This is a genomic window from Streptomyces sp. L-9-10, from assembly GCF_004151105.1.
Taxonomy (GTDB): Bacteria; Actinomycetota; Actinomycetes; order Streptomycetales; family Streptomycetaceae; genus Streptomyces.
Genome location: NZ_PHRF01000097.1, coordinates 99,760 through 124,308 on the forward strand (window position 1 = coordinate 99,760; position 24,549 = coordinate 124,308).

17 protein-coding genes are annotated in these 24,549 nt (G+C 69.9%); all 17 read right to left on the reverse strand.

Features of this window, described 5'->3' with window-relative positions; genetic code table 11:
* Positions 1-7: 7 nt before the first annotated feature.
* The 17 genes from CU044_RS25580 to ndk all read right to left on the reverse strand — a co-directional run bounded on the left by CU044_RS25580 (position 8) and on the right by ndk (position 24,508).
* Positions 8-1,267 (reverse strand): glycosyltransferase family A protein, encoded by a 1,260-nt coding sequence (locus CU044_RS25580; protein ID WP_129771101.1) that lies wholly within the window; start codon positions 1,265-1,267, stop codon positions 8-10.
* Positions 1,268-1,431: 164 nt separating this feature from the next.
* Positions 1,432-3,537: a hypothetical protein gene (locus CU044_RS25585; protein ID WP_129771102.1), complete on the reverse strand. Its 2,106-nt coding sequence runs from the start codon at positions 3,535-3,537 to the stop codon at positions 1,432-1,434.
* Between the two features lie 136 nt (positions 3,538-3,673).
* On the reverse strand, positions 3,674-5,179 hold the full coding sequence (locus CU044_RS25590) for a bifunctional cytidylyltransferase/SDR family oxidoreductase (RefSeq protein ID WP_129771103.1): 1,506 nt from the start codon (positions 5,177-5,179) through the stop codon (positions 3,674-3,676).
* A gap of 323 nt (positions 5,180-5,502) precedes the next feature.
* Positions 5,503-6,939 carry a GTPase ObgE gene (gene obgE, locus CU044_RS25595; protein WP_129771104.1) on the reverse strand — a complete coding sequence of 479 codons (1,437 nt, stop codon included), beginning with the start codon at positions 6,937-6,939 and terminating at the stop codon, positions 5,503-5,505.
* A gap of 129 nt (positions 6,940-7,068) precedes the next feature.
* Positions 7,069-7,323 (reverse strand): 50S ribosomal protein L27, encoded by a 255-nt coding sequence (rpmA, locus tag CU044_RS25600; RefSeq protein WP_030352365.1) that lies wholly within the window; start codon positions 7,321-7,323, stop codon positions 7,069-7,071.
* A gap of 14 nt (positions 7,324-7,337) precedes the next feature.
* Positions 7,338-7,658, reverse strand: coding sequence for a 50S ribosomal protein L21 (rplU, locus tag CU044_RS25605; protein ID WP_030352366.1), 321 nt, complete (start codon positions 7,656-7,658; stop codon positions 7,338-7,340).
* 256 nt (positions 7,659-7,914) lie between these two features.
* On the reverse strand, positions 7,915-11,964 hold the full coding sequence (locus CU044_RS25610) for an Rne/Rng family ribonuclease (RefSeq protein WP_129771105.1): 4,050 nt from the start codon (positions 11,962-11,964) through the stop codon (positions 7,915-7,917).
* Positions 11,965-12,196: 232 nt separating this feature from the next.
* Positions 12,197-13,003 carry a TIGR03936 family radical SAM-associated protein gene (locus tag CU044_RS25615; protein ID WP_129771106.1) on the reverse strand — a complete coding sequence of 269 codons (807 nt, stop codon included), beginning with the start codon at positions 13,001-13,003 and terminating at the stop codon, positions 12,197-12,199.
* 266 nt (positions 13,004-13,269) lie between these two features.
* On the reverse strand, positions 13,270-13,803 hold the full coding sequence (locus tag CU044_RS25620) for a GNAT family N-acetyltransferase (protein WP_129771107.1): 534 nt from the start codon (positions 13,801-13,803) through the stop codon (positions 13,270-13,272).
* Positions 13,804-13,895: 92 nt separating this feature from the next.
* On the reverse strand, positions 13,896-15,821 hold the full coding sequence (locus CU044_RS25625; protein WP_129771108.1) for a TIGR03960 family B12-binding radical SAM protein: 1,926 nt from the start codon (positions 15,819-15,821) through the stop codon (positions 13,896-13,898).
* A gap of 53 nt (positions 15,822-15,874) precedes the next feature.
* Positions 15,875-17,455 carry a CYTH and CHAD domain-containing protein gene (locus tag CU044_RS25630; RefSeq protein WP_129771109.1) on the reverse strand — a complete coding sequence of 527 codons (1,581 nt, stop codon included), beginning with the start codon at positions 17,453-17,455 and terminating at the stop codon, positions 15,875-15,877.
* A 62-nt stretch (positions 17,456-17,517) separates the two neighbouring features.
* A complete protein-coding gene (gene rodA / locus CU044_RS25635) occupies positions 17,518-18,717 on the reverse strand; it encodes a rod shape-determining protein RodA (protein ID WP_129771110.1) in 1,200 nt (399 codons plus the stop codon).
* A gap of 3 nt (positions 18,718-18,720) precedes the next feature.
* Entirely contained in the window at positions 18,721-20,907 is a 2,187-nt protein-coding gene (gene mrdA / locus CU044_RS25640; RefSeq protein ID WP_129771111.1) for a penicillin-binding protein 2, read from the reverse strand.
* 88 nt (positions 20,908-20,995) lie between these two features.
* Entirely contained in the window at positions 20,996-21,664 is a 669-nt protein-coding gene (gene mreD, locus CU044_RS25645) for a rod shape-determining protein MreD (RefSeq protein ID WP_129771112.1), read from the reverse strand.
* Between the two features lie 11 nt (positions 21,665-21,675).
* Positions 21,676-22,698 (reverse strand): rod shape-determining protein MreC, encoded by a 1,023-nt coding sequence (gene mreC, locus CU044_RS25650; protein ID WP_129771113.1) that lies wholly within the window; start codon positions 22,696-22,698, stop codon positions 21,676-21,678.
* A 128-nt stretch (positions 22,699-22,826) separates the two neighbouring features.
* Complete coding sequence (locus tag CU044_RS25655) at positions 22,827-23,846, reverse strand: rod shape-determining protein (protein ID WP_030352375.1); 1,020 nt, start codon at positions 23,844-23,846, stop codon at positions 22,827-22,829.
* 248 nt (positions 23,847-24,094) lie between these two features.
* On the reverse strand, positions 24,095-24,508 hold the full coding sequence (gene ndk / locus CU044_RS25660; protein WP_030352376.1) for a nucleoside-diphosphate kinase: 414 nt from the start codon (positions 24,506-24,508) through the stop codon (positions 24,095-24,097).
* Positions 24,509-24,549 lie beyond the last annotated feature (41 nt).

Consider the following 24,549-nt stretch of genomic DNA (forward strand, 5'->3'; position numbering starts at 1 on the left):
CAACTCCTCATGATCCGAGCCTGGTTGGCAGCGAACCGTGCGACCGCTGCACGGCCAGGGCCCGTACCTGCGTCCGCACCCGGCGCGCCACTCTGCGCGCCAGCGACTTGCGCCGGCGTACGGCCTTGGGCGCCTCTATGCGCCGCAGCCCCGGCTTGCCGAGCCAGTCGGGCACGGTCACCTCGTACGAGGCGTCCCGGAGGCCGCTCCCTTTGTCGCCGAAGTGCGGGAAGACGAGGTAGGGCGTACGGCCCCGGCCCCGGTGGACCACCTCGGGCACGGTCTCCGCCCTGATGAAGGCCAGCATGTCCGCCAGCAGATCGAGCCGGCCGAGCGCGACGCACTCCAGCCGGAGTCGTTCGTTGACCTTGATGCGCGCGGCCACGCCGGGCGTCCAGTACCGCTCCATCAGCGGCGCCGCCAGCTCCAGCTTGTGCTGTCGGATCCGCTCCGGCTGCTTGAGCATCCCGTGGCCGAACTGCTGGATCAGTCCGACCGTGAAGGGTCTGACCATGAGCCGGTCGCGCTTCGGGCCGGCCGGCACCAGCGCGGTGATGAGCGCCATGAGGGCGCCCGTGGCCTCGAAGCGGAGCGTGTAGTCACCGGTCTTGGTCGCGTGCTTGCCGTCGTCGCGGCCGACCAGGTAGTAGCAGGTGTAGTCGGCGATCACCGAGACGCCGTTGCCCCGGATGTACGCCTCCATCGTGAACAGGGCGTCCTCACCGGTCCTCAGGCTCTCGTCGAAGCGCAGCCCCAGCCGCTCGATCAGTTCGCGGCGGAAGAGCTTCTGCGCGCTCAGCGTGTAGACGACCTGGGAGCCGTAGACGTCGACGCGCTCGGCCGTACGGCTCCACATCGAGCCGGGAGCGCCCCGGTTCACCCCCTCGACTTTGCCGAGCACCACGTCGGTGCCGGCGCGGTCGGCCATGGCGACCAGGCGCTCCAGCGACTCGGCGCCGAAGTAGTCATCGGCGTCGAGGAAGAAGACGTAGCGTCCGCGCGCCATGCCGATGCCGACGTTGCGCGGCCCGCTGGGGCCGCCCGAGTTGGCCTGGCGCACCACTCTGGTCGGGATCGCCGTCCGCGCGGCGAACTCCTCCAGGTACTCACCCGTGCCGTCGGTCGAGCCGTCGTCGATGGCGACGATCTCGATGCGGTCGGAGCCCAGTGTCTGGGCCTCGACCGACTCCAGGCAGCGGACCAGATAGGGCATCGCCTCATATGCGCCGACGATCACACTGACGTCAGGAACAGACATAATGTTCATCGCAATTCAAGACAAGAGACGTCGAATGTTGGTTGTCTCGTCGCGATGACCGGCATATGTGATGCCCGTCACGACCGGTGTTCCGGGCTGGGCCATGGCAAAGGCCCGGCAGTACGCCCCTAAGGCGTGTCCGTGCCGGGCCCGATAGCCTCTATGGCCTGTCCTCAGCCCCCTACGGGCGAATCCTCGGCCCGGGGCTCGGACGGCGCGGAGTCGTCCGGCGCGGGGGCCGCCTCCGGCTCCGCGAGCCGCTGCTCGACCCCCACGTTGCGGGCCAGCGACTTCGCCGCCAGTGCCCGCGTCGCCGCGTCGAACTGCTCGATCGAGGTCGGCTCGTCCGGACCCAGCAGATAGCGCTTCAGCTCACGACGGGCCTCGGCCAGCGGGTCGGCGGACGGGTCCGTGACCGCCGCGAGCAACTGGTCAAGCTCCTTCGCGCTGTTGGAGAGGATCACGGCGGCCCGTACCGCGGTGTTCTGCCGCTTGAACTCCTCCGCGCCCAGCTCCGCCGAGTCGGTGACCGCGTACGGCTTGCCGCTCGCGATGAAGTCCGACACGACGCTGGAGATGTCGGAGACCATGGCGTCCGACTCGTTGAAGCAGTCGTACAGGGCGGGCTCCGAGCCACTGATGACCCGGTGCTCCCACCAGCCGAAGGAACGCCAGTACGCGCCGTTCCACTCGCGCCGCAGCCGCGTCAGCTCCGCCTGCCTGGCCGGGTCGGCCTTGGAGTCGCGCGACTCCTCCGCCTCGTCCCTGCTCGCGTCGGCCCCGCCGGACAGCTCGGTCAGCCGGGCGCCGAGCCGGGCCAGCTCGGTCCGCGCCGCGTTCTGCTCCTCGCGGAGTCCGGCCGCGTCCTCGGCCCAGCGGGCGTCGGTGGCGCGCTCTGCGGCGGCCTTCCCGACCAGCGCGATGATCCGCTCGTGCACGGCCTTCGCCTTGGCGCTGCGCGTACCGGTGAAGGGGTGCGGCTTGTACAGGACCCGGACAGGGCGCTCGGCCTTCAGCAGCCGCTTGACGATGTTCTCGCCGGCCAGCAGGAGCGAGGTGTTGCCGGGGCTGTCGTCCCAGCCCTCCCAGGTGGGCGCGTACAGCACCGTGGGGACGGGGTTCCTGGTCGAGCCGCTCGCCGGCTCGATCGGGGCCAGCTGCGGGCGGCCCACCTCGACGATGTCCTCGTCCCGGACCCCGACATCGGCCAGCGCGTAACGGTCGCGTCCGGCCCGGCCCGCGGTCCACACCTCGTCGTACGCCTTGCTGTACGGGTTGACGGAGGCCAGCTTGTCGCTGTCGCCGTGCCCGATGAAGACATGCTTCATGGTCGGGACGCGCAGCATATGGATGTTCTTGCCGACGTTGGCCGCGTAGAGCGCGACCCGGACCGTCGAGAGATCCAGATTCATCAGATGCACACCGCCGGGGACGCACAGCACCGGCACGGCCGTCGGGCCCAGCTGCTGCGCGATGACGCGCTCGCGCAGGACGATCAGCGGCCGCCCGTTGAGCTGCCCCATGGTCTCCAGCCACATGTTGACCTGGTACGCGGACTCCTTGGAGCCGGAGAAGTACAGCATCACGGTCGGCCGGTAGTCGGCCAGCCAGCCGTCCACCGCCTTGAGCACCTTCTCGGCGTTGGGCACGAGCCGGCTCGGCCGCAGATACGGCAGCAGCGCGAGGATGTAGCCGACGGCGAGGAGCACGCTCAGGCCGAGCCCGGCGAAGCCGTAGAGGTTGTCGCGGGTCTGGAGCGTGATGATCACGCCGACCATGGCGAAGAGGTCCAGGTGGAGCATCTTCTCCGCGGAGCGGCTGAGCAGCCAGCGCGGCGGGGCGTCCGGGATCCGGATGGCGCCGAGGTCGATATTGCGGGTGACCACGGGCAGCCTGCGGCGCAGCCTGAGCAGGGTGACGATCGCGCCGTGCGGCGCCTGGAGCCCGTAGAACACGAGCACGGCGACGACGGTCACATAGAAGATCCGGTCCTCACCGAGGCCCGAGCGCGCGACCAGGAGCACCAGCAGCATCTGCCGGATCAGGAAGCGGATCGACAGACCGGCCCGCACTTTGGCGAGCCGGTTCACCAGATAGCTGCCGCGCTGGTGCAGAAACGTGTCCGCGAGATAGGTCACCGCCGCGGCCGCGGCGAAGAACCAGATATTGGGAATTATCGCGGCGAGCATGACGCACGGGAAACTCAGAACCAGAAGAAGTGCGGCTGCCAGCTCTGATCCGCTGCCCACCCGGGCCAGGCGAATAGCTGTCGAAATCACGGAATACCTGCTCCAGACCGTGCCGGCTGATAGGACCTTGCGACGAAAATGTGAAGAGAGAACTTCACGAACTCGGGCCTCCGTGATTCGCGCGTCGGCGACCACAGAGGCCCGTGTCAAAGATTGTCAAGAATTATTACACATCTTCCTGACGGTCCAGGACAGCGGCCAGAGCCTGCTCGAAGTCCGAGGCCTCGGAGGCACCGCGGGTCGGGTCCTGCTGCCGTACGTCGATGACGTGGCCGGTCAGCTCGGAGAGCAGCACATCGAGGGACGTCCTGGCGACCGCCTCGGAGGAAAGCAGCGAGCCCTCGGGCTCCTGGCCGAACGCCTTGGTGCGCATCGGGGTCGCGGTGCGCTCCGGATTCACGCAATTCACTCGGATTCCCTCGCCGGCCCATTCGTCGGAGAGCGCCTGGGTGAGATTCACCATGGCCGCCTTCGTGGACGAGTAGAGGCTGTACTCCGCGCGGCCCCGGGTGTAACTGCTGGAGGTGTAGAGCAGCAGCTGGCCCTTGGTCTCCACCAGGTACTTGTACGAGGCGCGCGCGATCTGCACCGGCGCCAGGTAGTTGACGTTCAGCGCTTCCTGGATGGTGGTGTTGTCCGTCTCGGCCAGCTTGCCGATGCGCAGTACGCCCGCGGTGTTGATCACGTAGTCGATACGGCCGGTCTCGGCGTAGGCGCGCGACAGCGCGTCGTCGACGTGCTCGGGGTTCTCGACATGCGTACCGGTGGTGGAGCGGCCCAGCGCGTACACCGTGGCGCCGAAGGACTCGGCGAGCTGCGCGATGTCCGCGCCGATGCCGTACGAGCCGCCGAAGACGACCAGGGTCCTGCCGGCCAGCAGCTCACGGTAGGAGTCGTCGGAGGACTGCTGCGGAGCGGCGGCGGACGCCAGCTGGAAGAGCTTGTCGGCGATGAACACATCGACCGGCTGCGTGACCTTCATGTTGTACTCGTCGCCCGCGACGACGTAGATCGGCACGTCCGGCAGGTACCTCAGCACCACGGAACAGTCGTCGGTGGCCTGGAAGTTGGGGTCGCCGGCGGCGATCTCGTACGCCCTGCGGATGGTGGAGAGCTTGAACGCCTGCGGGGTCTGGCCGCGCCGCAGCCGCGACCGGTCGGGGACGTCCGTGATGAACTCGCCGTCGCCGCCGTGCGTACGGGTCACGATGATCGTGTCCGCGGACGGGATGGCGACGTCCACGGCCTGGTAGCGCTCCAGCGCGTCCACACAGTCCTTGATCACGCGGTGCGACAGCAGCGGGCGCACGGCGTCGTGGAACAGGACGTTGCGGTCCTCGCCCGTCGCGAGGCCCTCGCCCAGGGCGGCGATGGCGCGCTCGGTGGTCTCGTTCCGGGTCGTGCCGCCCTCGATGATCCGGGTGACCTTGGCCAGCCCGGCCTTCGCGACGATCTTCTCCACGTCGGGCACATAGCCCGGTGCCATCAGCACGATCACATCGTCGATCGAGTCACTCCGCTCGAAGATCGACAGCGTGTGCTCGATGACCGCCTTCCCCGCGATCTTCAGCAGCTGCTTCGGGATCGACAGGCCCACACGCTGGCCGGTTCCGCCCGCCAGGACGACAGCGGTGGTGCGGGACTTCGTGGGCGACGCGGATGTTGCAGACACAGGACTGACCTACCTTGCGGGCTCAGAGGATGTAGCGATGGTCCCACCCGCGGCAATCCTCGTGCAAGGTGGACCACAACCCCGCGACACCGGTACGCAACCCCTGATTCACCTGCGAAGACCGATGCGCCAGTGGTTCGGCGCCGGGAGTCGTACGTGAAGGACACCACACAAGTTTCACGTCGGAGCACGGCGACTCCCATATGAGAGCCTACGCGACGCACCCCCGCGGTCACCCAGCGCGACAACGGCCCGGGTGACCACGGAGAACAGCCGTGATCACCCGGGCCGGCGAAGATCGGCCGGACAGGGCCCAGGGCTCCCTAGAAGGGGTCGAACTCGTCGTACGCGCGCTGTGCCTCGTCGCGTTCGGCGTCCCGGTCCCTGCGCCGCTGCGCCGCCGGACGGGGCGCTTCGAGACGGTGGTCCTCACCACGGCGGCCGAGCATCTCCGCGCCCGCCATCATCGTCGGCTCCCAGTCGAAGACGACCGCGTCGTCCTCGGGTCCGATGGCCACCCCGTCGCCCGACCGCGCGCCGGCCTTCATCAGCTGCTCCTCGACCCCGAGGCGGCTCAGCCGGTCCGCGAGATAGCCGACGGCCTCGTCGTTGCTGAAGTCGGTCTGGCGCACCCAGCGTTCGGGCTTGTCGCCGCGCACCCGGTAGAGCCCGTCCTCCTCCAGGGAGACGGTGAAGCCCGCGTCGTCGACGGCCTTCGGGCGGATGACGATCCGGGTCGCCTCCTCCTTGGGCTTGTCCGCGCGGGCCTTGGCGATGATCCCGGCGAGCGCGAAGGACAGTTCCTTGAGGCCCAGGTGGGCCACGGCCGAGGCCTCGAAGACGCGGTAGCCGCGCTTCTCCAGGTCGGGACGGATCATCTCGGCGAGATCCTTGCCGTCCGGGATGTCGATCTTGTTGAGGACGACGATCCGCGGCCGGTTGTCCAGGCCGCCGTACTGGGACAGCTCCTCCTCGATCACATCGAGGTCGGTCACCGGGTCGCGGTCGGACTCCAGCGTGGCCGTGTCCAGCACATGCACGAGGACGGAGCAGCGCTCGACATGGCGCAGGAACTCCAGGCCCAGACCGCGGCCCTGGCTGGCGCCCGGGATCAGACCGGGGACGTCCGCGATGGTGTAGACGGTGGAACCCGCCGTCACCACACCCAGGTTGGGGACGAGCGTGGTGAACGGGTAGTCCGCGATCTTCGGCTTGGCCGCGGAGAGCACGGAGATCAGCGAGGACTTGCCGGCGCTCGGGTAGCCGACGAGCGCCACATCGGCGACCGTCTTCAGCTCCAGCACGACATCGCCGCTGCGGCCCGGCTCACCGAGCAGCGCGAAGCCGGGGGCCTTGCGGCGGGCCGAGGCCAGCGCCGCGTTGCCGAGACCGCCACGGCCGCCGTCGGCGGCGACGAACGTGGTGCCCTCGCCGACCAGGTCGGCCAGGACGTTGCCCCTGCGGTCGAGGACGACCGTGCCGTCGGGCACCGGCAGGACCAGGTCCTGGCCGTCCTTGCCGGAGCGGTTGCCGCCCTCGCCGGGCTTGCCGTTGGTGGCCTTGCGGTGCGGGGAGTGGTGGTAGTCGAGCAGCGTCGTCACCGACTGGTCGACGACGAGGACGACATCGCCGCCACGGCCGCCGTTGCCGCCGTCGGGTCCGCCCAGCGGCTTGAACTTCTCACGGTGTACGGAGGCGCAGCCGTGGCCTCCGTTACCCGCGGCGACATGCAGCTCGACGCGGTCCACGAAGGTGGTCATGGGGATTGCCTCCAGTACATACGGAAATGTCATACATGCAACACGCGAAGGGCGGACCCGCTTCCCGTCACCGGGAAGTGAGGTCCGCCCTCGCGAAGAACCGTGCTACAGGCGCCTGATGCTCAGTGCTCAGGCGACCGGAACGATGTTCACGACCTTGCGGCCGCGGCTGGTGCCGAACTCCACCGCGCCCGCGTTCAGCGCGAACAGCGTGTCGTCGCCGCCACGGCCGACGCCGGAGCCCGGGTGGAAGTGCGTGCCGCGCTGGCGGACCAGGATCTCACCGGCGTTGACGACCTGACCGCCGAAGCGCTTCACGCCGAGCCGCTGAGCATTGGAATCGCGCCCGTTCCGAGTGGACGATGCGCCCTTCTTGTGTGCCATGTCTCCTCAGTCCCTTACTTCGCAGCCGCGGGGATACCGGTGACCTTGATCGCCGTGTACTGCTGGCGGTGACCCTGGCGACGGCGGTAGCCCGTCTTGTTCTTGTAGCGAAGGATGTCGATCTTCGCACCCTTGTGGTGGTCCACGATCTCCGCCGTGACCTTGATGCCGTCCAGCACCCACGGGTCGCTGGTGACGGCCTCGCCGTCGACCACGAGCAGGGTCGAGAGCTCGACCGTGTCGCCAACCTTGGCCGTGGGAATCTTGTCAACCTCAACGATGTCGCCGACAGCAACCTTGTGCTGGCGACCACCGCTGCGCACGATGGCGTACACGCGGATCTCACTCTCGCTCGGAACGGAACCTCTGATGCCAGCCGCACGCACGGGCCGGGGCCCGTGACGATTCCTGACAGGACGAGCGGCCTCCCCCGGAAATCCGGGAGGTGGGTGCTCAGAGGTGGGCGCGCATAGGAACACACCGAAGGTTTAGAGTACGGGGCCCCTGTACAGGGGGTCAAACCAGCTCCCCCCGTCCCCGGTCGCCGTATGGGCTCACGCTCGGCCCGTACGGCGACCGGGGACGACGGCGTCAGTCCTCCGTGGAGGCGGTGACGCCGGAGGGCGTCGTACGCTCGGCCGCCGCGGTCTTCTTCGTCGTCGACTTGGCCGTCTTCTTGGCCGTCGTCTTCTTCGCCGCGGTCTTCTTCGCCGTCGTCGTCTTCTTCGCGGCCGTCTTCTTGGCCGTCGTTGTCTTCTTGGCCGTCGTGGCCTTCTTGCGGACCGCCTTCTTGGCCGGGGCCGCGGGCTCCTCGGCGGCCGGTTCCCCCGCCGTGGCGGGCTCCTCGGCCGCGACCGGCTCCTCGGCCCTGGCGGACTCCACCACGACGATCGCCGCGTCCTCGGCACCCGAGGGCGAACCGGCCGGAGCGGTGACCTTGCGGGTCGCCCTGCGGCGCGCCCTGGGCGGTGCCGCGACCGGCGCCTCTTCGGCGACGGACGCCTCCGCCACCACCGGTACGACCGGCTCGGGCACGGTCTCGGGCTCGGCGGACACGGGGAGGACCACCTCGGCGGCGGCCTCCGCGTCGGCGGCCTTCGGCGAACCGGCCGGGGCCGTCGCCTTGCGCGTGGCCCGGCGGCGCGTACGCCCCTTGGGGGCCGCCTCCTCGGCGGGCGCCTCGGGCCCGGCGGCCGGAGCCACGTCCGCCGCCGCGGCCGGAGCCGGCGTCTCGACGCGCGTCCCGGCGGCCGGGGCCTCGGTCCCGGGCGCCTGTGCAGGCGCCGCCTCCGGCTCCGGCACCGACTCGGCGGTCCTCGGCGAACCCGCCGGGGCGGACGCCTTGCGGGACGCCCGGCGGCGCGAACGGCCGCGTACGGACGCCTCCGCCTCCGCCACGCTGCTGAACAGCTCCTCGTCCGGCGCGAACGTGTCGGACAGCGGCTCGGCCAGCGCGACCGGAGCCGCCACCTCCGCCGCTACCTCGGCCTCTGTCTCGGTCTCGGCGCTCTCGACGTGCTCATGCTCGTGCTCGTGCTCCGTACCGGCGGCGCCGCCGCGACCGCGCTTCTTGGAGCGCTTGCCGTTGCCACCGCCACCGGCCGCCGTGGGCTGCTCCATGTGCACGATCACACCGCGCCCGTTGCAGTGGACACAGGTCTCGGAGAAGGACTCCAGCAGCCCCTGGCCGACCCGCTTACGGGTCATCTGCACCAGACCCAGCGAGGTGACCTCGGCGACCTGGTGCTTCGTACGGTCCCGGCCCAGGCACTCCAGCAGGCGCCGCAGCACCAGGTCCCGGTTGGATTCGAGCACCATGTCGATGAAGTCGATGACGACGATGCCGCCCAGGTCGCGCAGCCGCAACTGGCGCACGATCTCCTCGGCCGCCTCCAGGTTGTTCCTGGTGACGGTCTCTTCGAGGTTGCCGCCCTGGCCCGTGAACTTCCCGGTGTTGACGTCGACCACGATCATGGCCTCGGTCTTGTCGATCACCAGCGAGCCACCGCTGGGCAGCCAGACCTTGCGGTCGAGCGCCTTCATCAGCTGCTCGTCGATGCGGTACGTCGCGAAGACGTCGACCTCGCTCGTCCAGCGCGACAGCCGGTCGGAGAGGTCGGGCGCGACATGCTCGACATAGCCGTGGATGGTCTGCCACGCCTCGTCACCGCTGACGATGACCTTCGAGAAGTCCTCGTTGAAGATGTCGCGGACGACCCGGACGGTCATGTCGGGCTCACCGTAGAGAAGCGTCGGGGCGTTGCCGCTCTTCGACTTCTTCTTGATGTCCTCCCACTGCGACTGGAGCCGCTCGACGTCGCGGCGCAGCTCGTCCTCGCTGGCGCCCTCCGCGGCCGTACGGACGATGACGCCCGCGTCCTCGGGGACGATCTTCTTGAGGATGGTCTTCAGCCGGGACCGCTCGGTGTCGGGCAGCTTGCGGCTGATGCCGGTCATCGAGCCCTCGGGCACATAGACCAGGTAGCGGCCGGGCAGCGACACCTGGCTGGTCAGACGCGCGCCCTTGTGGCCGATCGGGTCCTTCGTGACCTGCACGAGCACCGACTGGCCGGACTTGAGGGCGGTCTCGATCCGGCGCGGGCCGTTGGCCATGCCCAGCGCCTCGAAGTTGACCTCACCGGCGTAGAGGACGGCGTTGCGTCCCTTGCCGATGTCGACGAAGGCGGCCTCCATCGACGGCAGTACGTTCTGGACCTTGCCCAGATACACGTTGCCGACGTAGCTGGTGGCCTGCTCCTTGTTGACGTAGTGCTCGACGAGCACGTTGTCCTCGAGAACGCCGATCTGCGTGCGCTCGCCGTTCTGGCGGACGACCATCACGCGCTCGACGGCCTCACGGCGCGCCAGGAACTCCGCCTCGGTGATGATCGGCACCCTGCGGCGGCCCTGCTCGCGGCCCTCGCGGCGGCGCTGCTTCTTGGCCTCCAGACGGGTCGAGCCCTTGATGGACTGCACCTCGTCGGAGCTGGTGCTCGGCTCGCGCTCTTCCTTCTTGCGCGGCTCGCGGACCTTGACGACCGTACGCTCCGGGTCGTCCCCGCCGGACTCCGCCTCGGAACCGCCGTCACCACTGCGACGGCGCCTGCGACGGCGGCGCCGGCTGCTGGAGGAGCCGCCGCCCGAGGAGGCCTCGGACTCGTCGTGGTCCTCGTCCGCCTCTTCGTGCTCGGCCGTGTCCTCGTCCTCGGCGTGGGCCCCGGAGTCGTCCTGCTCGTCGGTGGTGTCCTCGGCGTCCGCGGACTCGCCGCGACGACGGCGACGGCCGCCCCGGCGGCGGCGCCGCGAAGGACGGTCCTCGTACTCGTCGGAGTCGTCGCCCTCGGCGGACTGCTCCGTGTCGGGCTCGGCCGCCGGCTCCTCGGCGTGCTCCTGTGCCGACTCCGCGGCGGCCCGGGGGGCGGGTGCCTCCACGGGCTCGGCGGGCTCGCCGCGACGGCGGCGCCTGCGGCGGCCCGAGGGCTCAGGAGCGGTGGCGGGCTCGGGCACCGCCGCGGTCTGTGTCTCTTCCTCGGTCTCGTCGAGGTCCTCGGCGTCGTCCACCGGCGGGACGGCGGCGGCCATGGCGGCGGCCGTCTCCGGGGTCTGGAACATCGGCTCGGTGAAGACGGGCGCGCGGAAGACGGCCACGGCGGGCCGGGTGGCGCGGCGACGCGAGCGCTCGGGCGCCTCGGTCTCGCTCTGCGCGGCCTTCGGCGCGGGCTTCTCCTCCGCCGTGGTCTCCGGAGCGGCGGCGCGGCGGCGCGTACGGCCACGCGTGGCGGCCTTCTCGGCGGCCACGACCTCGGTCTCGTCCGCGGTGATCTGCGTGACGGCGCCCTGCGGCAGGCTCTCGCCCGCCGCGGCTCCGTTGCCGTTGTCGTTCGCCGCGCTCGCGGTCGCGGTCGCCTCGGGCGCACCGGCGGGGGCGGTGGCCCTGCGGGTGGCGCGGCGGCGCGTACGGCCGGCCGCCGGGGCGGTCTCCTCGGCGGGGCTCTCCTCACGCGCCACGACCTCGGGAGCCGTGACGTCAGTGACCTCAGCGACCTCGGGAACCGTGACCTCAGGAGTCTCGGCGGCGACGGGCGCGGGAGCGGCGGTCTTACGGGTGGCACGACGGCGCGCACGCGGAGCGGCCACCGGCTCCGGCTCCGGCTCCGGCACAGCGGACTCGGGCGTCTCAGCCGCCTCGACGGTCACCTCAGGAGCAGGGGCAGCGGTCTTACGAGTCGCACGACGGCGCGCACGCGGAGCGGCGACCGGCTCCGGCTCCGGCTCCGACACGGCGGGCTCCACGGCCTCGGGCGTCGCGGCGGTCTCCACCGGCTCGACGGTCACCTCAGGAGCGGGAGCGGCGGTCTTACGGGTCGCCCGGCGACGCGCACGCGGCGCGGCCACCGGCTCCTCCGTCACACCCGTACCGTCGTTCGCGACCGCCCCCGCGGCCTCGGCGGCCGGCGCGGCCTGCGCCTGCGCGACGGTCTCCGTGACGCTCGTGGCGTCCTCGGTTCCCGCGGCAGCGGCGGGCGGTCCCGCCGGGCGGGACGCGGCGCGGCGCCTGCGGCGCGGCGGCAGCGTGTCGCTGGGCGAGTTGTTGTCTTCGTTGGTGTCCCCGGGGGTGCCGGGTTCAGTGGGCTCAAGCATGCGGGCGGTTCTCCCGTCACGCTCCCGGGCGCCACGCCTGATTCCGGTCCGGCCGCGGCTCGCGCGCTGCGCGATTGCCGCCGTCCGGGGCGCGGGCGCCGCACGGGAGCTGTTATGTCTGGCTCGCCGGTTCCCTACGCGATGTACGTACGGCCTGGCGAAAGTCTTCTGGTCAGTGCGCCGCCCGACCCAGGTGGCTCCCGAGTCCCAGGGCTGCGCTACAACGACCGCCCTACGCGGTACCCGCACCTTCCGGCGCCTTCGCGGCGGCGGGTCCGGCGGCCTTGGGTGGGGCGGGCCGGACTGCCTCGCGGTCGGGCGCGAGCGGATCGGTCACCGTTCCGGACTCCTCGTCGAAGAGCCCCTGCGCCAGCCTGGTCACCGCTGCGGGGACCGGCGGCGCCAGGTCGGCCACAGCTCGGAGACCGGACAGGACGTCGTCGGGTCGCACGGCAGGTGTCACGTGCCGAACAACCAGCCGCAGTATCGCACAGGGCCCGTCCCCCGGCCTATCAGGCCGGGACCGAGCCCCCTCCGCACCCGCCTCGGGGACCGCTTCAAGACCGGCCACGGCCGCCCGTGCGTCGAAGGTCCGCAGACCGTTCTTCGTACGGCGTTCGACCTCGACCGACTCGGCCGCAAGAAAGGCGGCCACGGCCTCTTCCGCCGCGCGTGGCTCGACGCCGTCCAGCCGCAGCTCCCATACGGAAGCGGTCAGCCGGTCGGCGAACCCCGTCGTACGGACCTCGACAGCGTCGATGATGTCCAGGCCGGCCGGCAGCGACTCGTCGAGCAGCTCACGCAGCTTGTCCGGGTCGCACACCTCCACCAGGGCGATCTCCAGGAACTCGGCCTCGCTGCCCGTGCCGGTGGGTGCGGCATTGGCGTACGACACCTTCGGATGCGGGGTGAAGCCCGCCGAGTACGCCATGGGCACCTCGGCGCGGCGCAGCGCCCGCTCGAAGGCGCGCTGGAAGTCACGGTGGCTGGTGAACCGGAGGCGGCCGCGCTTGGTGTAGCGCAGTCGCATGCGCTGCACCGCCGGTGCGGGCGGCGGGCCTTCGGGCTGTCGCTTGCCCAGTGGTTCTTCTCCTCGGTGCGGGCGGTACGCGGTGACGCGCCGCCCTCGGACGTGGGGGTGGCCCCGGGTCCCGGTTCCGTCCCGCTTTCGCGGGGAGATCTCGGGTGCGGGGTCCGCGCCGGGGACGATCGTTGTACTACCCAGAGTACGCGTACGGCCCTCCCGCGGTTCCCCGCCCTCGGGCGGACGGGGCCGCGCACCGCTGCCCGCGGGGCCCGGGTGCCTCAGCCGTCCGTCCGGACCCAGTAGCGGAGCTTCCCGCCGCGCTGGTCCTCCAGCACCCCGCCGGCCGCCTCGATCACCTTCCGCGACGGAACGTTCGTGGTGTCGCAGGTGACCAGCACCGATGCGAGGCCGATGGCACGGGCGACGGGCAGGGACGCGACGAGCATGGCGGTCGCGTGGCCCTGCCGCCGCGCGGTGGGGCGTACGGCGTAGCCGATATGGCCGCCCAGCTCACGCAGGAACGGGTTGAGCCGGTGGCGGATGGCGAGACGTCCCAGGAACGTCTCGCCCTCGACGTACCAGAGGGTGGTGTTGGGCACCCACCCCTCGATCCGCGGGGTCTCCTCCAGCGGCTCGGCGTTGAGCCGCTCCACATACGCGGCGAAGACCTCGGGCCGGTGCCAGGTCCCGCCGAACTCCTCCATCTCGTGCAGGAGCAACGAGCGCTCGTCCGCGCCCTCTTCGACGAACTCCTTCATGGCGTCCAGGAAGGAGGAATGGACCTTGACGTCAGGGGCGATGAACCGCGGCATCAGCCCATTGTGCGGGCGAGCGGGGCGGAACCCGGCCACGGACAGGCTCTGCCCGTGGCCGGGCGCGCCCCGGCACTCCGTCTCGCCCGCCGCTACTTGACGACGGTGAGCGGCAGCAGCTTCTTGCCCGTGGGGCCGATCTGGATCTCGGTGTCCATCTGCGGGCAGACCCCGCAGTCGAAGCACGGCGTCCAGCGGCAGTCCTCGACCTCGGTCTCGTCGAGCGCGTCCTGCCAGTCCTCCCAGAGCCAGTCCTTGTCGAGACCGGAGTCCAGGTGGTCCCAGGGCAGGACCTCCTCGTACGTACGCTCGCGCGTCGTGTACCAGGCGACGTCCACGCCGAACTCCGGCAGCGTCTTCTCCGCGCCGGCCATCCAGCGGTCGTACGAGAAGTGCTCACGCCAGCCGTCGAACCGGCCGCCGTCCTCGTACACCGCGCGGATGACCGCGCCGATGCGCCGGTCGCCGCGCGAGAGCAGGCCCTCGACGATGCCGGGCTTGCCGTCGTGGTAGCGGAAGCCGATGGAGCGGCCGTACTTCTTGTCGCCCCGGATCTTGTCGCGGAGCTTCTCCAGCCGGGCGTCGGTCTCCTCGGCGCTGAGCTGGGGCGCCCACTGGAACGGGGTGTGCGGCTTGGGTACGAACCCGCCGATCGAGACCGTGCAGCGGATGTCGTTCTGGCCGGACACCTTGCGGCCCTCGGCGATGACGTTGACCGCCATGTCGCCGATCTGGAGGACGTCCTCGTCGGTCTCGGTGGGCAGACCGCACATGAAGTACAGCTTCACCTGCCGCCAGCCGTTGCCGTACGCGGTGGAGACCGTACGGATCAGGTCCTCCTCCGAGACCATCTTGTTGATGACCTTGCGCAGCCGCTCGGAGCCGCCCTCGGGGGCGAAGGTCAGACCGGACCTGCGGCCGTTCCTGGTCAGCTCGTTGGCCAGGTCGACGTTGAACGCGTCGACGCGGGTGGACGGGAGGGACAGGCCGATCTTGTCCTCCTCGTAGCGGTCCGCGAGCCCCTTGGCGATGTCGCCGATCTCGCTGTGGTCGGCGGAGGAGAGCGAGAGCAGACCGACCTCCTCGAAGCCGGTCGCCTTCAGCCCCTTCTCGACCATCTCGCCGACCCCGGTGATGCTGCGCTCGCGCACCGGGCGGGTGATCATGCCCGCCTGGCAGAACCGGCAGCCGCGCGTGCAGCCGCGGAAGATCTCCACGGACATCCGCTCGTGAACGGTCTCGGCGAGCGGGACGAGCGGCTGCTTCGGGTACGGCCACTCGTCGAGGTCCATCACGGTGTGCTTGGACACCCGCCACGGCACACCGGACTTGTTCGGTACGACGCGCGCGATGCGGCCGTCCGGGAGGTACTCGACGTCGTAGAAGCCGGGGACGTACACCCCGCCGGTCTTCGCGAGCCGGAAGAGGACCTCCTCGCGCCCGCCGGGGCGGCCCTCCGCCTTCCAGGCCCGGATGATCTCGGTGATCTCCAGTACGGCCTGCTCGCCGTCGCCGATGACCGCGCAGTCGATGAACTCCGCGATCGGCTCGGGGTTGAAGGCGGCGTGGCCGCCGGCGAGCACGATGGGGTGGTCGACGGTACGGTCCCTCGCCGCCAGCGGGATGCCCGCGAGGTCCAGGGCGGTGAGCATGTTCGTGTAGCCCAGCTCGGTGGAGAAGCTCAGGCCGAAGACGTCGAAGGCACCGACCGGCCGGTGGCTGTCCACCGTGAACTGCGGGACGTTGTGCTCGCGCATCAGCTCTTCGAGATCCGGCCAGACGCTGTACGTACGCTCGGCGAGCACGCCCTCGCGCTCGTTCAGTACCTCGTAAAGGATCATGACGCCCTGGTTGGGCAGCCCGACCTCGTAGGCGTCCGGGTACATCAGCGCCCAGCGGACGTCGGTGGAGTCCCACGGCTTGACCGTGGAGTTGAGTTCACCACCGACGTATTGGATCGGCTTCTGCACATGCGGGAGCAGGGCTTCGAGCTGCGGGAAGACCGATTCTGCAGACATCACGGCGATCTTTCGTGGACTGACAGGGGTGACCATTCAGCCTACCCCGGTGGTCAGCCCGTCAGATCCGCCCGCAGCCGGGGGTCCGACGCCTCCTCCCACAGGCCCGGCACCTCCTGCTCACGGCGCTCGCCCCGGGCCTCCTCCTGGCCGTACAGCAGGCCCCAGGTGAACGCGGACTCGCCCGCCGCGTGGGCCCTGACCGCGAGATCGCGGAGGGCCTCACGGGCCACCACGCTGTCCTGGTGGTCGCCGAGCGCGGTCTGGAGGGCCTTCATGCGCTTGGCGAAGCGCTTGGCCGGCTTGCCCAGGGCGGGGTGGGCCGCCTCGGCGGCGTAGCGGGCGCGCTTGGCGGCCTTGCGGGCGTCGTGCATCGCCAGGTCGCGCTCCTCGCCGGGGGCGAGCGCCAGCGCGTGCCCGACCCGGCCGGCCAGCCGCTCGTAGTTCTTGAGGATCGCCCGGGGCAGCGCCTTGCCGGCGGGCTGCGCGGCGTCCGGCCGCAGCGGCGGCGAGGTGAACAGTCCGTCGAGCGTCTCCAGCAGGGTCAGATACCGCTCGCTGTCGAGTACGGCGACGGTCCTGCTCCGGGACCCGGCCCGCTGGGCGGCGTCCCAGGTCCGGAGCCGGGCGCGCACCGGCCCGAGGAGCAGTGTCACGGGCAGCGCGTCGATCCGGGCGCTCAGCCGCTCGTCGAGGACCTCGTGGTCGCGGTCGACGCCCAGCTCCGCCGCGACCCACTTGAGCTCCTCGGCCACCGGGTCGGTGACGGTCCGGTCGAGGATCTTCCGGTACGTACGGAAGGCGGAGCGCATCCGGCGGGTGGCGACGCGCAGCTGGTGCACGGAGTCCGGCAGGTCGCGGCGTACGGCCGGGTCCTGGGCGATGATCGCGTCGGCCTGGTCGCGCAGATAGGCCAGGATGTGGTCCCCTGCGCTGCGCTGCCCGCCCTTCGCCGCCCGTGTGCCGGCCCTGCCCGGCTCGTCGGGCGCCGTCCCACCGTCGGTTGCCGTCTCGGCCAGTGCCCTGCCGAGCTTCGACGCGGCGGACGCCGGGCGCAGTCCGGCCTTGCGGAGCTTCTTCTCCACCGCGTCGAGGATCGCGGGATCGGCGTCGTCGCCCAGTTCCACCTCGACCTCGGTCCAGGAGGCGGTCCCGCCGTCCTTTCCGCCGGCGCCCCCGGCGAGGCGTCGCGCGCGTACGGCGTCCACGCTCGCCTCGGCGAGCAGCGTGCCCTCGGCGTCGAGCAGCTGGAGGATGTCGCGCGAGGTCGTGAGCCGTACGAGGGGGCTGAGCCCGGCGCCGCGCACGCGCGAGCGGACCAGCGCGGCGAGTTCGTCCGGAAGGGTGTCGGCGAGCGGTGCCCTGATCTCGTCGCGGACACCGGCGGAGACCGGGAACTTCAGATGCCAGCCCTCGTCACCGCCGCCCGTGCGGCGCCGCAGTGTGACGTGGTCCCCGGTGAGGCGCAGATCCGCGGTGTCGTAGTAGACGGCGTCCAGTTCCACCACGCCTCTGGCGCGGACGGTCGCGACTCCCTTGACCCCGGTGAGATCCGGCAGTCCGGAGGACTCATCGCCGTCGGAGGGCGCGGGAAGCTCGTATTTGCGCTCGATCTCTCGCTTTGTGTCCGCCATGTACCGAATTTAGTCCCAGGGGTCGCCCTTGGGCAGCCCCTGGGACCTTTCGAGGACATGGCTCACGCCGTTATCGGCCGCTGCGCCCGGATCGACTGGAGCAGTCCGACGGCGATCCACGCCGCGAACATGGCGGTACCGCCGTAGGACACGAACGGCAGCGGCAGACCCGCCACCGGCATGATCCCGAGCGTCATCCCGATGTTCTCGAAGGACTGGAACGCGAACCAGGCGATGATCCCCGCGGCGACGATCGTGCCGTACAGCTCGGTCGTCTCCCGGGCGATCCGGCAGGCGCGCCACAGGACCACGCCGAGCAGCAGCAGTATCAGCCCCGCGCCGACGAAGCCCAGTTCCTCGCCCGCGACCGTGAAGACGAAGTCGGTCTGCTGCTCGGGCACGAACTGGCCGGTGGTCTGGGAGCCGTGGAAGAGCCCGGTGCCGGTGAGGCCGCCGGAACCGATGGCGATCCGCGCCTGGTTGGTGTTGTAGCCGACGCCCGCCGGGTCCAGCTCCGGGTTGGCGAAGGCCGCGAAGCGGTTGATCTGGTACTCGTCGAGCACGCCGAGCGCCGCGACCGTGATGGCGCCCGCCACTCCCGCGCCCACCAGGCCGATGATCCAGCGGTTGGAGGCGCCGGAGGCGAGCAGTACGCCGAGCACGATGACGGCCATGACCATCACCGAGCCGAGGTCCGGCATCAGCATGACGATGGCCATCGGGACGACCGCGAGGACGAGGGACTTCGCGACCGTGCGATGGTCCGGATGGATCTGATCCCCGGCGTCCACCCGGGCCGCCAGCATCACGGCCATGCCCAGGATGATCGTGACCTTCACGAACTCGGAGGGCTGGAGGGTGAAGCCGCCGCCGATCACGATCCAGGCGTGGGCGCCGTTGATGGTCGCGCCGAGCGGGGTGAGGACCAGCAGGACCAGGACGACCGAGAGCCCGTAGAGCGCCGGCACCGCCCCGCGCAGGGTGCGGTGTCCGAGCCAGATCGTGCCGACCATCAGGGCGAACCCGATGCCGGTGTTGAGCAGATGGCGCACGAGGAAGTAGTACGGATCGCCCTGGTTCAGCTGGGTGCGGTTACGGGTCGCCGACCACACCAGCAGCGAGCCGATCAGCGACAGGGCCAGCGCCGAGAACATCAGCGGCCAGTCGAGCCGGCGCGCCATCGAGTCACGGGCCACGAGTCTGGCCCAGGTCCCGCGCTCCGGACCGTATCCGGAGACCGAGAAGCCACTTGTGCCGGCCATCGCTCAGTCCCTCCCGATCGGCGTGTCGGAGTCGTCGGGGTCGTCGGGCGGGCCCGCCAGCGTCTGCTCGTCCGGGTCCGCCTTCTCCGGCTCGTACGGCCTGATCTTCGGCGCGTCGATCGAACCGTCCGGCTGGATCGCCGGCAGTGCCTTGCGCGGCTCGGGCATCAGCGCCTTGCCGAGGTCCTGGTCGCCCTTGGCGTTCAGCCCGTACATCGCCTCGTAGATCTTTCGTACGGCGGGCCCCGAGGCCCCGGAGCCGGTACCACCCTGGGAGATCGTCATGACGATCGTGTAGTCCTCGGTGTACGAGGCGAACCACGAGGTCGTCTGCTTGCCGTAGACCTCGGCCGTACCCGTCTTGGCGTGCATCGGGATCTTGTCCTGCGGCCAGCCGCCGAATCGCCAGGCGGCGGAGCCGGTGGTCGTGACCGCCGCGAGAGCTTCGTTGATCTGCTCCAGTGTCTTCCCCCGCGTCGGCAGCTTGCCGTGCGACGTGGGCGCGATCTCCTCGATCTGCTTGCCGTCGGCGCTGACGATCGCCTTGCCGACCGCGGGGTTGTAGAGGGTGCCGCCGTTGGCGATGGCCGAGTAGATGGTGGCCATCTGGATCGGGGTGACGAGCGTGTCGCCCTGGCCGATCGAGTAGTTGACGGAGTCACCGGCGCGCATCCGGTTTCCTTCGAGGCAGCCCTCGTAGGCGATCTTCTCGACGTATGTTCCGTCCTTTTTGCCCTGCTTGCACCAACTGACCTTGTTGGCCTCCCAGAAGCTCTGCTTCCACTGACGGTCCGGGACGCGTCCGGTGACCTCGTTGGGGAGATCGATACCGGTCTCCTTGCCGAGGCCGAACTGGTGGGCCGTCTTGTAGAACCAGTCGTTGGGGTGCTTCGGCTTCATGCCGCCGTCTTTCTGCCACTCCTTGTGCGCGATGCCGTAGAAGACGGTGTCGCAGGAGACTTCGAGGGCCTTGCCGAGGGTGATGCTGCCGTAGCCCCTGGACTCGAAGTTCTGGAAGACCTGGCCGCCGACGCTGTACGAACTGGGGCAGGGGTAGTTGCCGTTGAACTTGTATCCGGCGTTGACCGCGGCGGTCGATGAGATGACCTTGAAGATGGAGCCGGGGGCGGCCTGGCCCTGGATGGCCCGGTTCAGCAGCGGGAAGTTGGACTTCTTTCCGGTGAGCCTGGCGTACTCCTTGGCGGAGATGCCGCCGACCCAGGAGTTGGGGTCGTACGTCGGCAGGGAGGCCATCGCGACGACCCGGCCGGTCTTCGCCTCCATGACCACCGCGGCGCCGGAGTCCGCCTTGTAGTGCACGCCGGTGTTGCGGTCCATCTCCTTGCGCGCGGCCTTCATCGCCTCGTTCAGCTCGTACTCGGTGACGGCCTGCACACGCGCGTCTATCGAGGTGACGACATGAGCGCCGGGCTCGGCCTCGTCGTTGCGCGCCTGCCCGATGACACGGCCGAGGTTGTCGACCTCGTACCGGGTGACTCCCGCCTTGCCGCGCAGCTGCTTGTCGTAGGTGCGCTCCAGGCCGGACCTGCCGACCTGGTCGGAGCGGAGGTACGGCGACTCGCTGTTCTGGGCCTTGGTGATCTCCTCGTCGGTGACGGGCGAGAGATAACCGAGTACCTGAGCGGTGTTGGCGAGCCCCGGCGCGGCGTAGCGGCGTACGGCGGTGGGCTCGGCGGTGACGCCGGGGAAGTCCTCGGCGCGCTCACGGATCTGGAGGGCCTGCTGGGTGGTGGCCTCGTCGGTGACCGGGATCGGCTGATAGGGCGAACCGTTCCAGCAGGGCTTGGGGGTCTTCGAGTCGCAGAGCCTGACCTTGTCCATGACGTCCTTGGGCTTCATGTCGAGGACGTCGGCGAGCCGGGTCAGGACGGCCACGCCCTTGTCCGGCATCTTCATCAGCTCGGTACGGCTGGTGGAGACGACGAGCCGGGTCTCGTTGTCGGCGAGCGGAATTCCGCGGGAGTCGAGGATCGAGCCGCGGACGGCCGGCTGGACGACCTGCTGTACGTGGTTGTTCTTGGCCTCGTCCGTGTACTCCTGGCCGTTGCGGACCTGGAGGTACCAGAGCCGGCCGCCGAGGGTGAGGAGAAGCGAGAAGACGAGGACTTGAATGATGACGAGCCGGATCTGGACCCGCGGTGTCCGCCCGGTCTCCGGAATATTGCTCACTGCGATCCCCCACGGACGGTACGGGCGGACGGTGCGCGGCCGGCCGTACGCGCGGGCGTCCGCGCGACGGCCACCGGGTGATGCGGTGTCACAGTCGCTTGACCCCCTTGATACGTCCGGCCCGCGCGGCGCGGTTACGGGCGGCCCTGAGCCGCAGGACGCCACGCTGGCTGCCGATCCGCAGACCGGTGCCGGTGGAGGACCAGCCGGCCGCGACATCGGCGCCGCCGCTGCTCTGGGTCTCGGCGAGCGGATCGTTCTCGGCGCGTCTGGCCAGGAACATGATCAGCGGAACGGTGAACGGCGCCAGCAGCAGATCGTAGACCGCGGCGGTGAACAGCAGGCCGGCCAGACCGACATGGCGGGCCGCGGTGTCCCCGACGAGCGCGCCGACCCCGGCGTACAGCAGGGTCGAGCCGAGCGCCGCGGCGACGACCACGGCCATCGGCGCGAACGCCGATCGCATCTGGCCCTTCTCGGGGCGGGCGAGTCCGGCCAGATAGCCGATCACGCAGAGCACCAGGGCGTAGCGGCCGGCCGCGTGGTCGGCGGGCGGCGCCAGGTCGGACAGCAGTCCGGCGCCGAAGCCGATGAGCGCGCCGCCCACATGGCCGTACACGAAGGCCAGGGCGAGGACGACGAGGAGGATCAGATCGGGGACGGCGCCGGGGAGCTGGAGTCTGGCGAGTACGGACACCTGGATGACGAGGGCGACCACGACCAGCGTGGCCGAGAGCAGAATCCGGTTGAAGCGCATGGGGATCAGCCCTACTCCTGGTCGTCTGCTTGGGCGTCGGCATTGGGAACCGGATCGGCGTTGCTGCTGGCGTTGGGATCCGGATTGCCGGTGTCCGCCTCGCCGTTCGCCTCCGTCTCGCCGTTGGGCGACGGGGTGACCGTGACGGTGACGGTGGGCGTCGGGGTGGGCCGCGACTTGGGCGGCAGCACCGTGTCGCGCGGATCCTGCCGGGGAGCCACGACGACGACACCGACGAGGTCGAGCTTCGTGAACCCGACGAAGGGGCGTACGTACAGGGTCCGGGTCAGATCGCCGCCGGACGGGTCGACCCGGACCACCTCGCCGACCGGGACGCCGGGCACGAACGGCCGGTCCTTGCTGGACCCGAAGGTGACCAGCCGGTCGCCCTTCTTGATCTTGGCCTTGCCGTTGAGCAGTTGGACGGAGAGCGGGCGGTCGCCCTGGCCGGTGGCGAAGCCCAGTTCGTCGTTGCCCTCCATCCGGGTACCGACGGTGAAGTCCGGGTCATTGGCGAGCAGTACGGTCGCGGTGTCCGGGCCGACGGTCGTGACCCGCCCGACGAGTCCGTCACCATTGAGCACGGTCATATCGCGCCTGATGCCGTCTTTGGCACCGATATCGATGGTGACCGTCCAGGAGAATCCCTGGGCCGCTCCTATGGCGATGACCTCGGCGCCCTTGATTCCGTACTGACCGGCGCCGGCCTTCGCGAGCATCTTGTCCAGTTCGCGTACCCGGCTGCGATTGCGGTCGTCACTGCCGAGCCGCTGTTTCAGCTCGGTGTTCTGTTTCTGGAGCACGGCGATGCGATTGTGCCGCGCACCGGAATCCCGTACCGCTCCTATGGCATTGCCCACCGGATTGACCGCGGACGCGACACCGTTCTCCACCGGGCCGAAGACCGTCGCGGCGGCGTGCCGCGCGCCGTCGACCGGGGAATCCTCGCCACCGCGGATATCCACCGTGATCAGTGCGAACGCGATGGCGATCAGCAGCACCAGGAGCAAACGGCTCTCTCGTGTGTCCCTCACGTGCGGCGGCCGTGCCTTCCTCGTAGGAATGATTCTGCGGGTATATCAACGATCCGCCGCGCGGGAGGCCGGGACCCCTGCCGGGGGTCCCCCTGGACCCGGGGGCCAGGGGGACGGGGACTCTTCCGTCACCGGCGGGGCTGGGCGTCCAGCACCTGCTGGAGCGCCTCGAACTCCTCGACACACTTGCCGGATCCGAGTGCCACGGAATCCAGCGGATCCTCGGCGATGTGGATCGGCATCCCCGTCTCGCGACGCAGCCTCTCGTCGAGACCGCGCAGCAGGGCGCCGCCGCCGGTGAGCACGATCCCCCGGTCCATCACATCGCCGGACAGCTCGGGCGGGCACTTGTCGAGCGTGGTCTTGACCGCGTCGACGATCGCGTTGACCGGCTCCTCGATGGCCTTGCGCACCTCGGCGGCGGAGATGACCACGGTCTTCGGCAGTCCGGAGACCAGGTCGCGCCCGCGGATCTCGGTGTGCTCGTCCTTGTCGAGGTCGTACGCGGAACCGATGGTGATCTTGATGCTCTCGGCGGTCCGCTCGCCCAGGAGAAGTGAGTACTCCTTCTTGATGTGCTGGATGATCGCGTTGTCCAGCTCGTCACCGGCGACGCGGATGGACTGTGCTGTGACGATTCCGCCGAGCGAGATCACGGCGACCTCGGTCGTACCGCCGCCGATGTCCACGACCATGTTGCCGGTGGCCTCGTGGACGGGGAGCCCCGAGCCGATGGCCGCGGCCATCGGCTCCTCGATGATGTGGACCTGGCGCGCACCCGCCTGGGTGGACGCCTCGATGACGGCGCGGCGCTCAACGCCCGTGATACCGGAGGGCACACAGACGACGACCCGCGGACGCGCCAGATAGCGGCGTTTGTGGATCTTCAGGATGAAGTAGCGCAGCATGCGCTCGGTGATTTCGAAGTCGGCGATAACACCGTCCTTCAGTGGCCGGACGGCAACGATGTTGCCCGGTGTCCGGCCGATCATCTTCTTAGCCTCGGCGCCGACCGCGAGAATACCGCCGGTGTTGGTGTTGATGGCGACGACGGACGGCTCGTTGAGTACGATCCCCCGGCCTCTGACGTACACCAGCGTGTTGGCGGTCCCGAGGTCGACAGCCATGTCACGGCCGATGAACGACATGTTGTTCCCCATGAGGATGCGTCTGGCCTTCCCAAGCGTTGATGGCTTTTCAGGATGGCGAGGTGGGTGCTGTGGCTTGGAGGTTTCCATCGTAGTGCCGACGCAAGGACGACGGCGCGGTGGCCCACCTCAGTAAGGGTGACGAAGTGTCGGTCCGATGCGTTCCCGAAAGTGGCTTAGATATGCCCAAAGGCGACCGAATTCCTTCGGTCGCCCCAGGGCATCAGCGCCGTTTGGCTGACACGTGGTCAGGAAAGACCAGGGAAGAAGATTTTAAGTTCCCGAATGGCGGACTCCTCGGAGTCCGAAGCGTGGATCAGGTTCTCCCGGACGATGGTTCCGAAGTCCCCCCGGATGGACCCCGGCGCTGCGGCGATCGGGTCAGTCGGACCGGCGAGCGCGCGGACGCCCTCGATGACCCGCTCGCCGTCGACGACCAGAGCGACGACCGGTCCTGAGGCCATGAACTCGACCAGCGGCTCGTAGAAGGGCTTCCCCTTGTGCTCGCCGTAGTGCTGCTCCAGCGTGTCCTGGTCGAGCGTGCGCAGCTCCATGGCGCTGATGGTCCAGCCGGCCTTGCGCTCGATACGGCCGACGATCTCGCCGACCAGGCCGCGGCGTACGGCATCGGGCTTGAGCAGGACAAGCGTGCGCTGGCTCACTGTGCGGGCTCCTTCTACTACGGGATGCGGGCCCTCAGAGG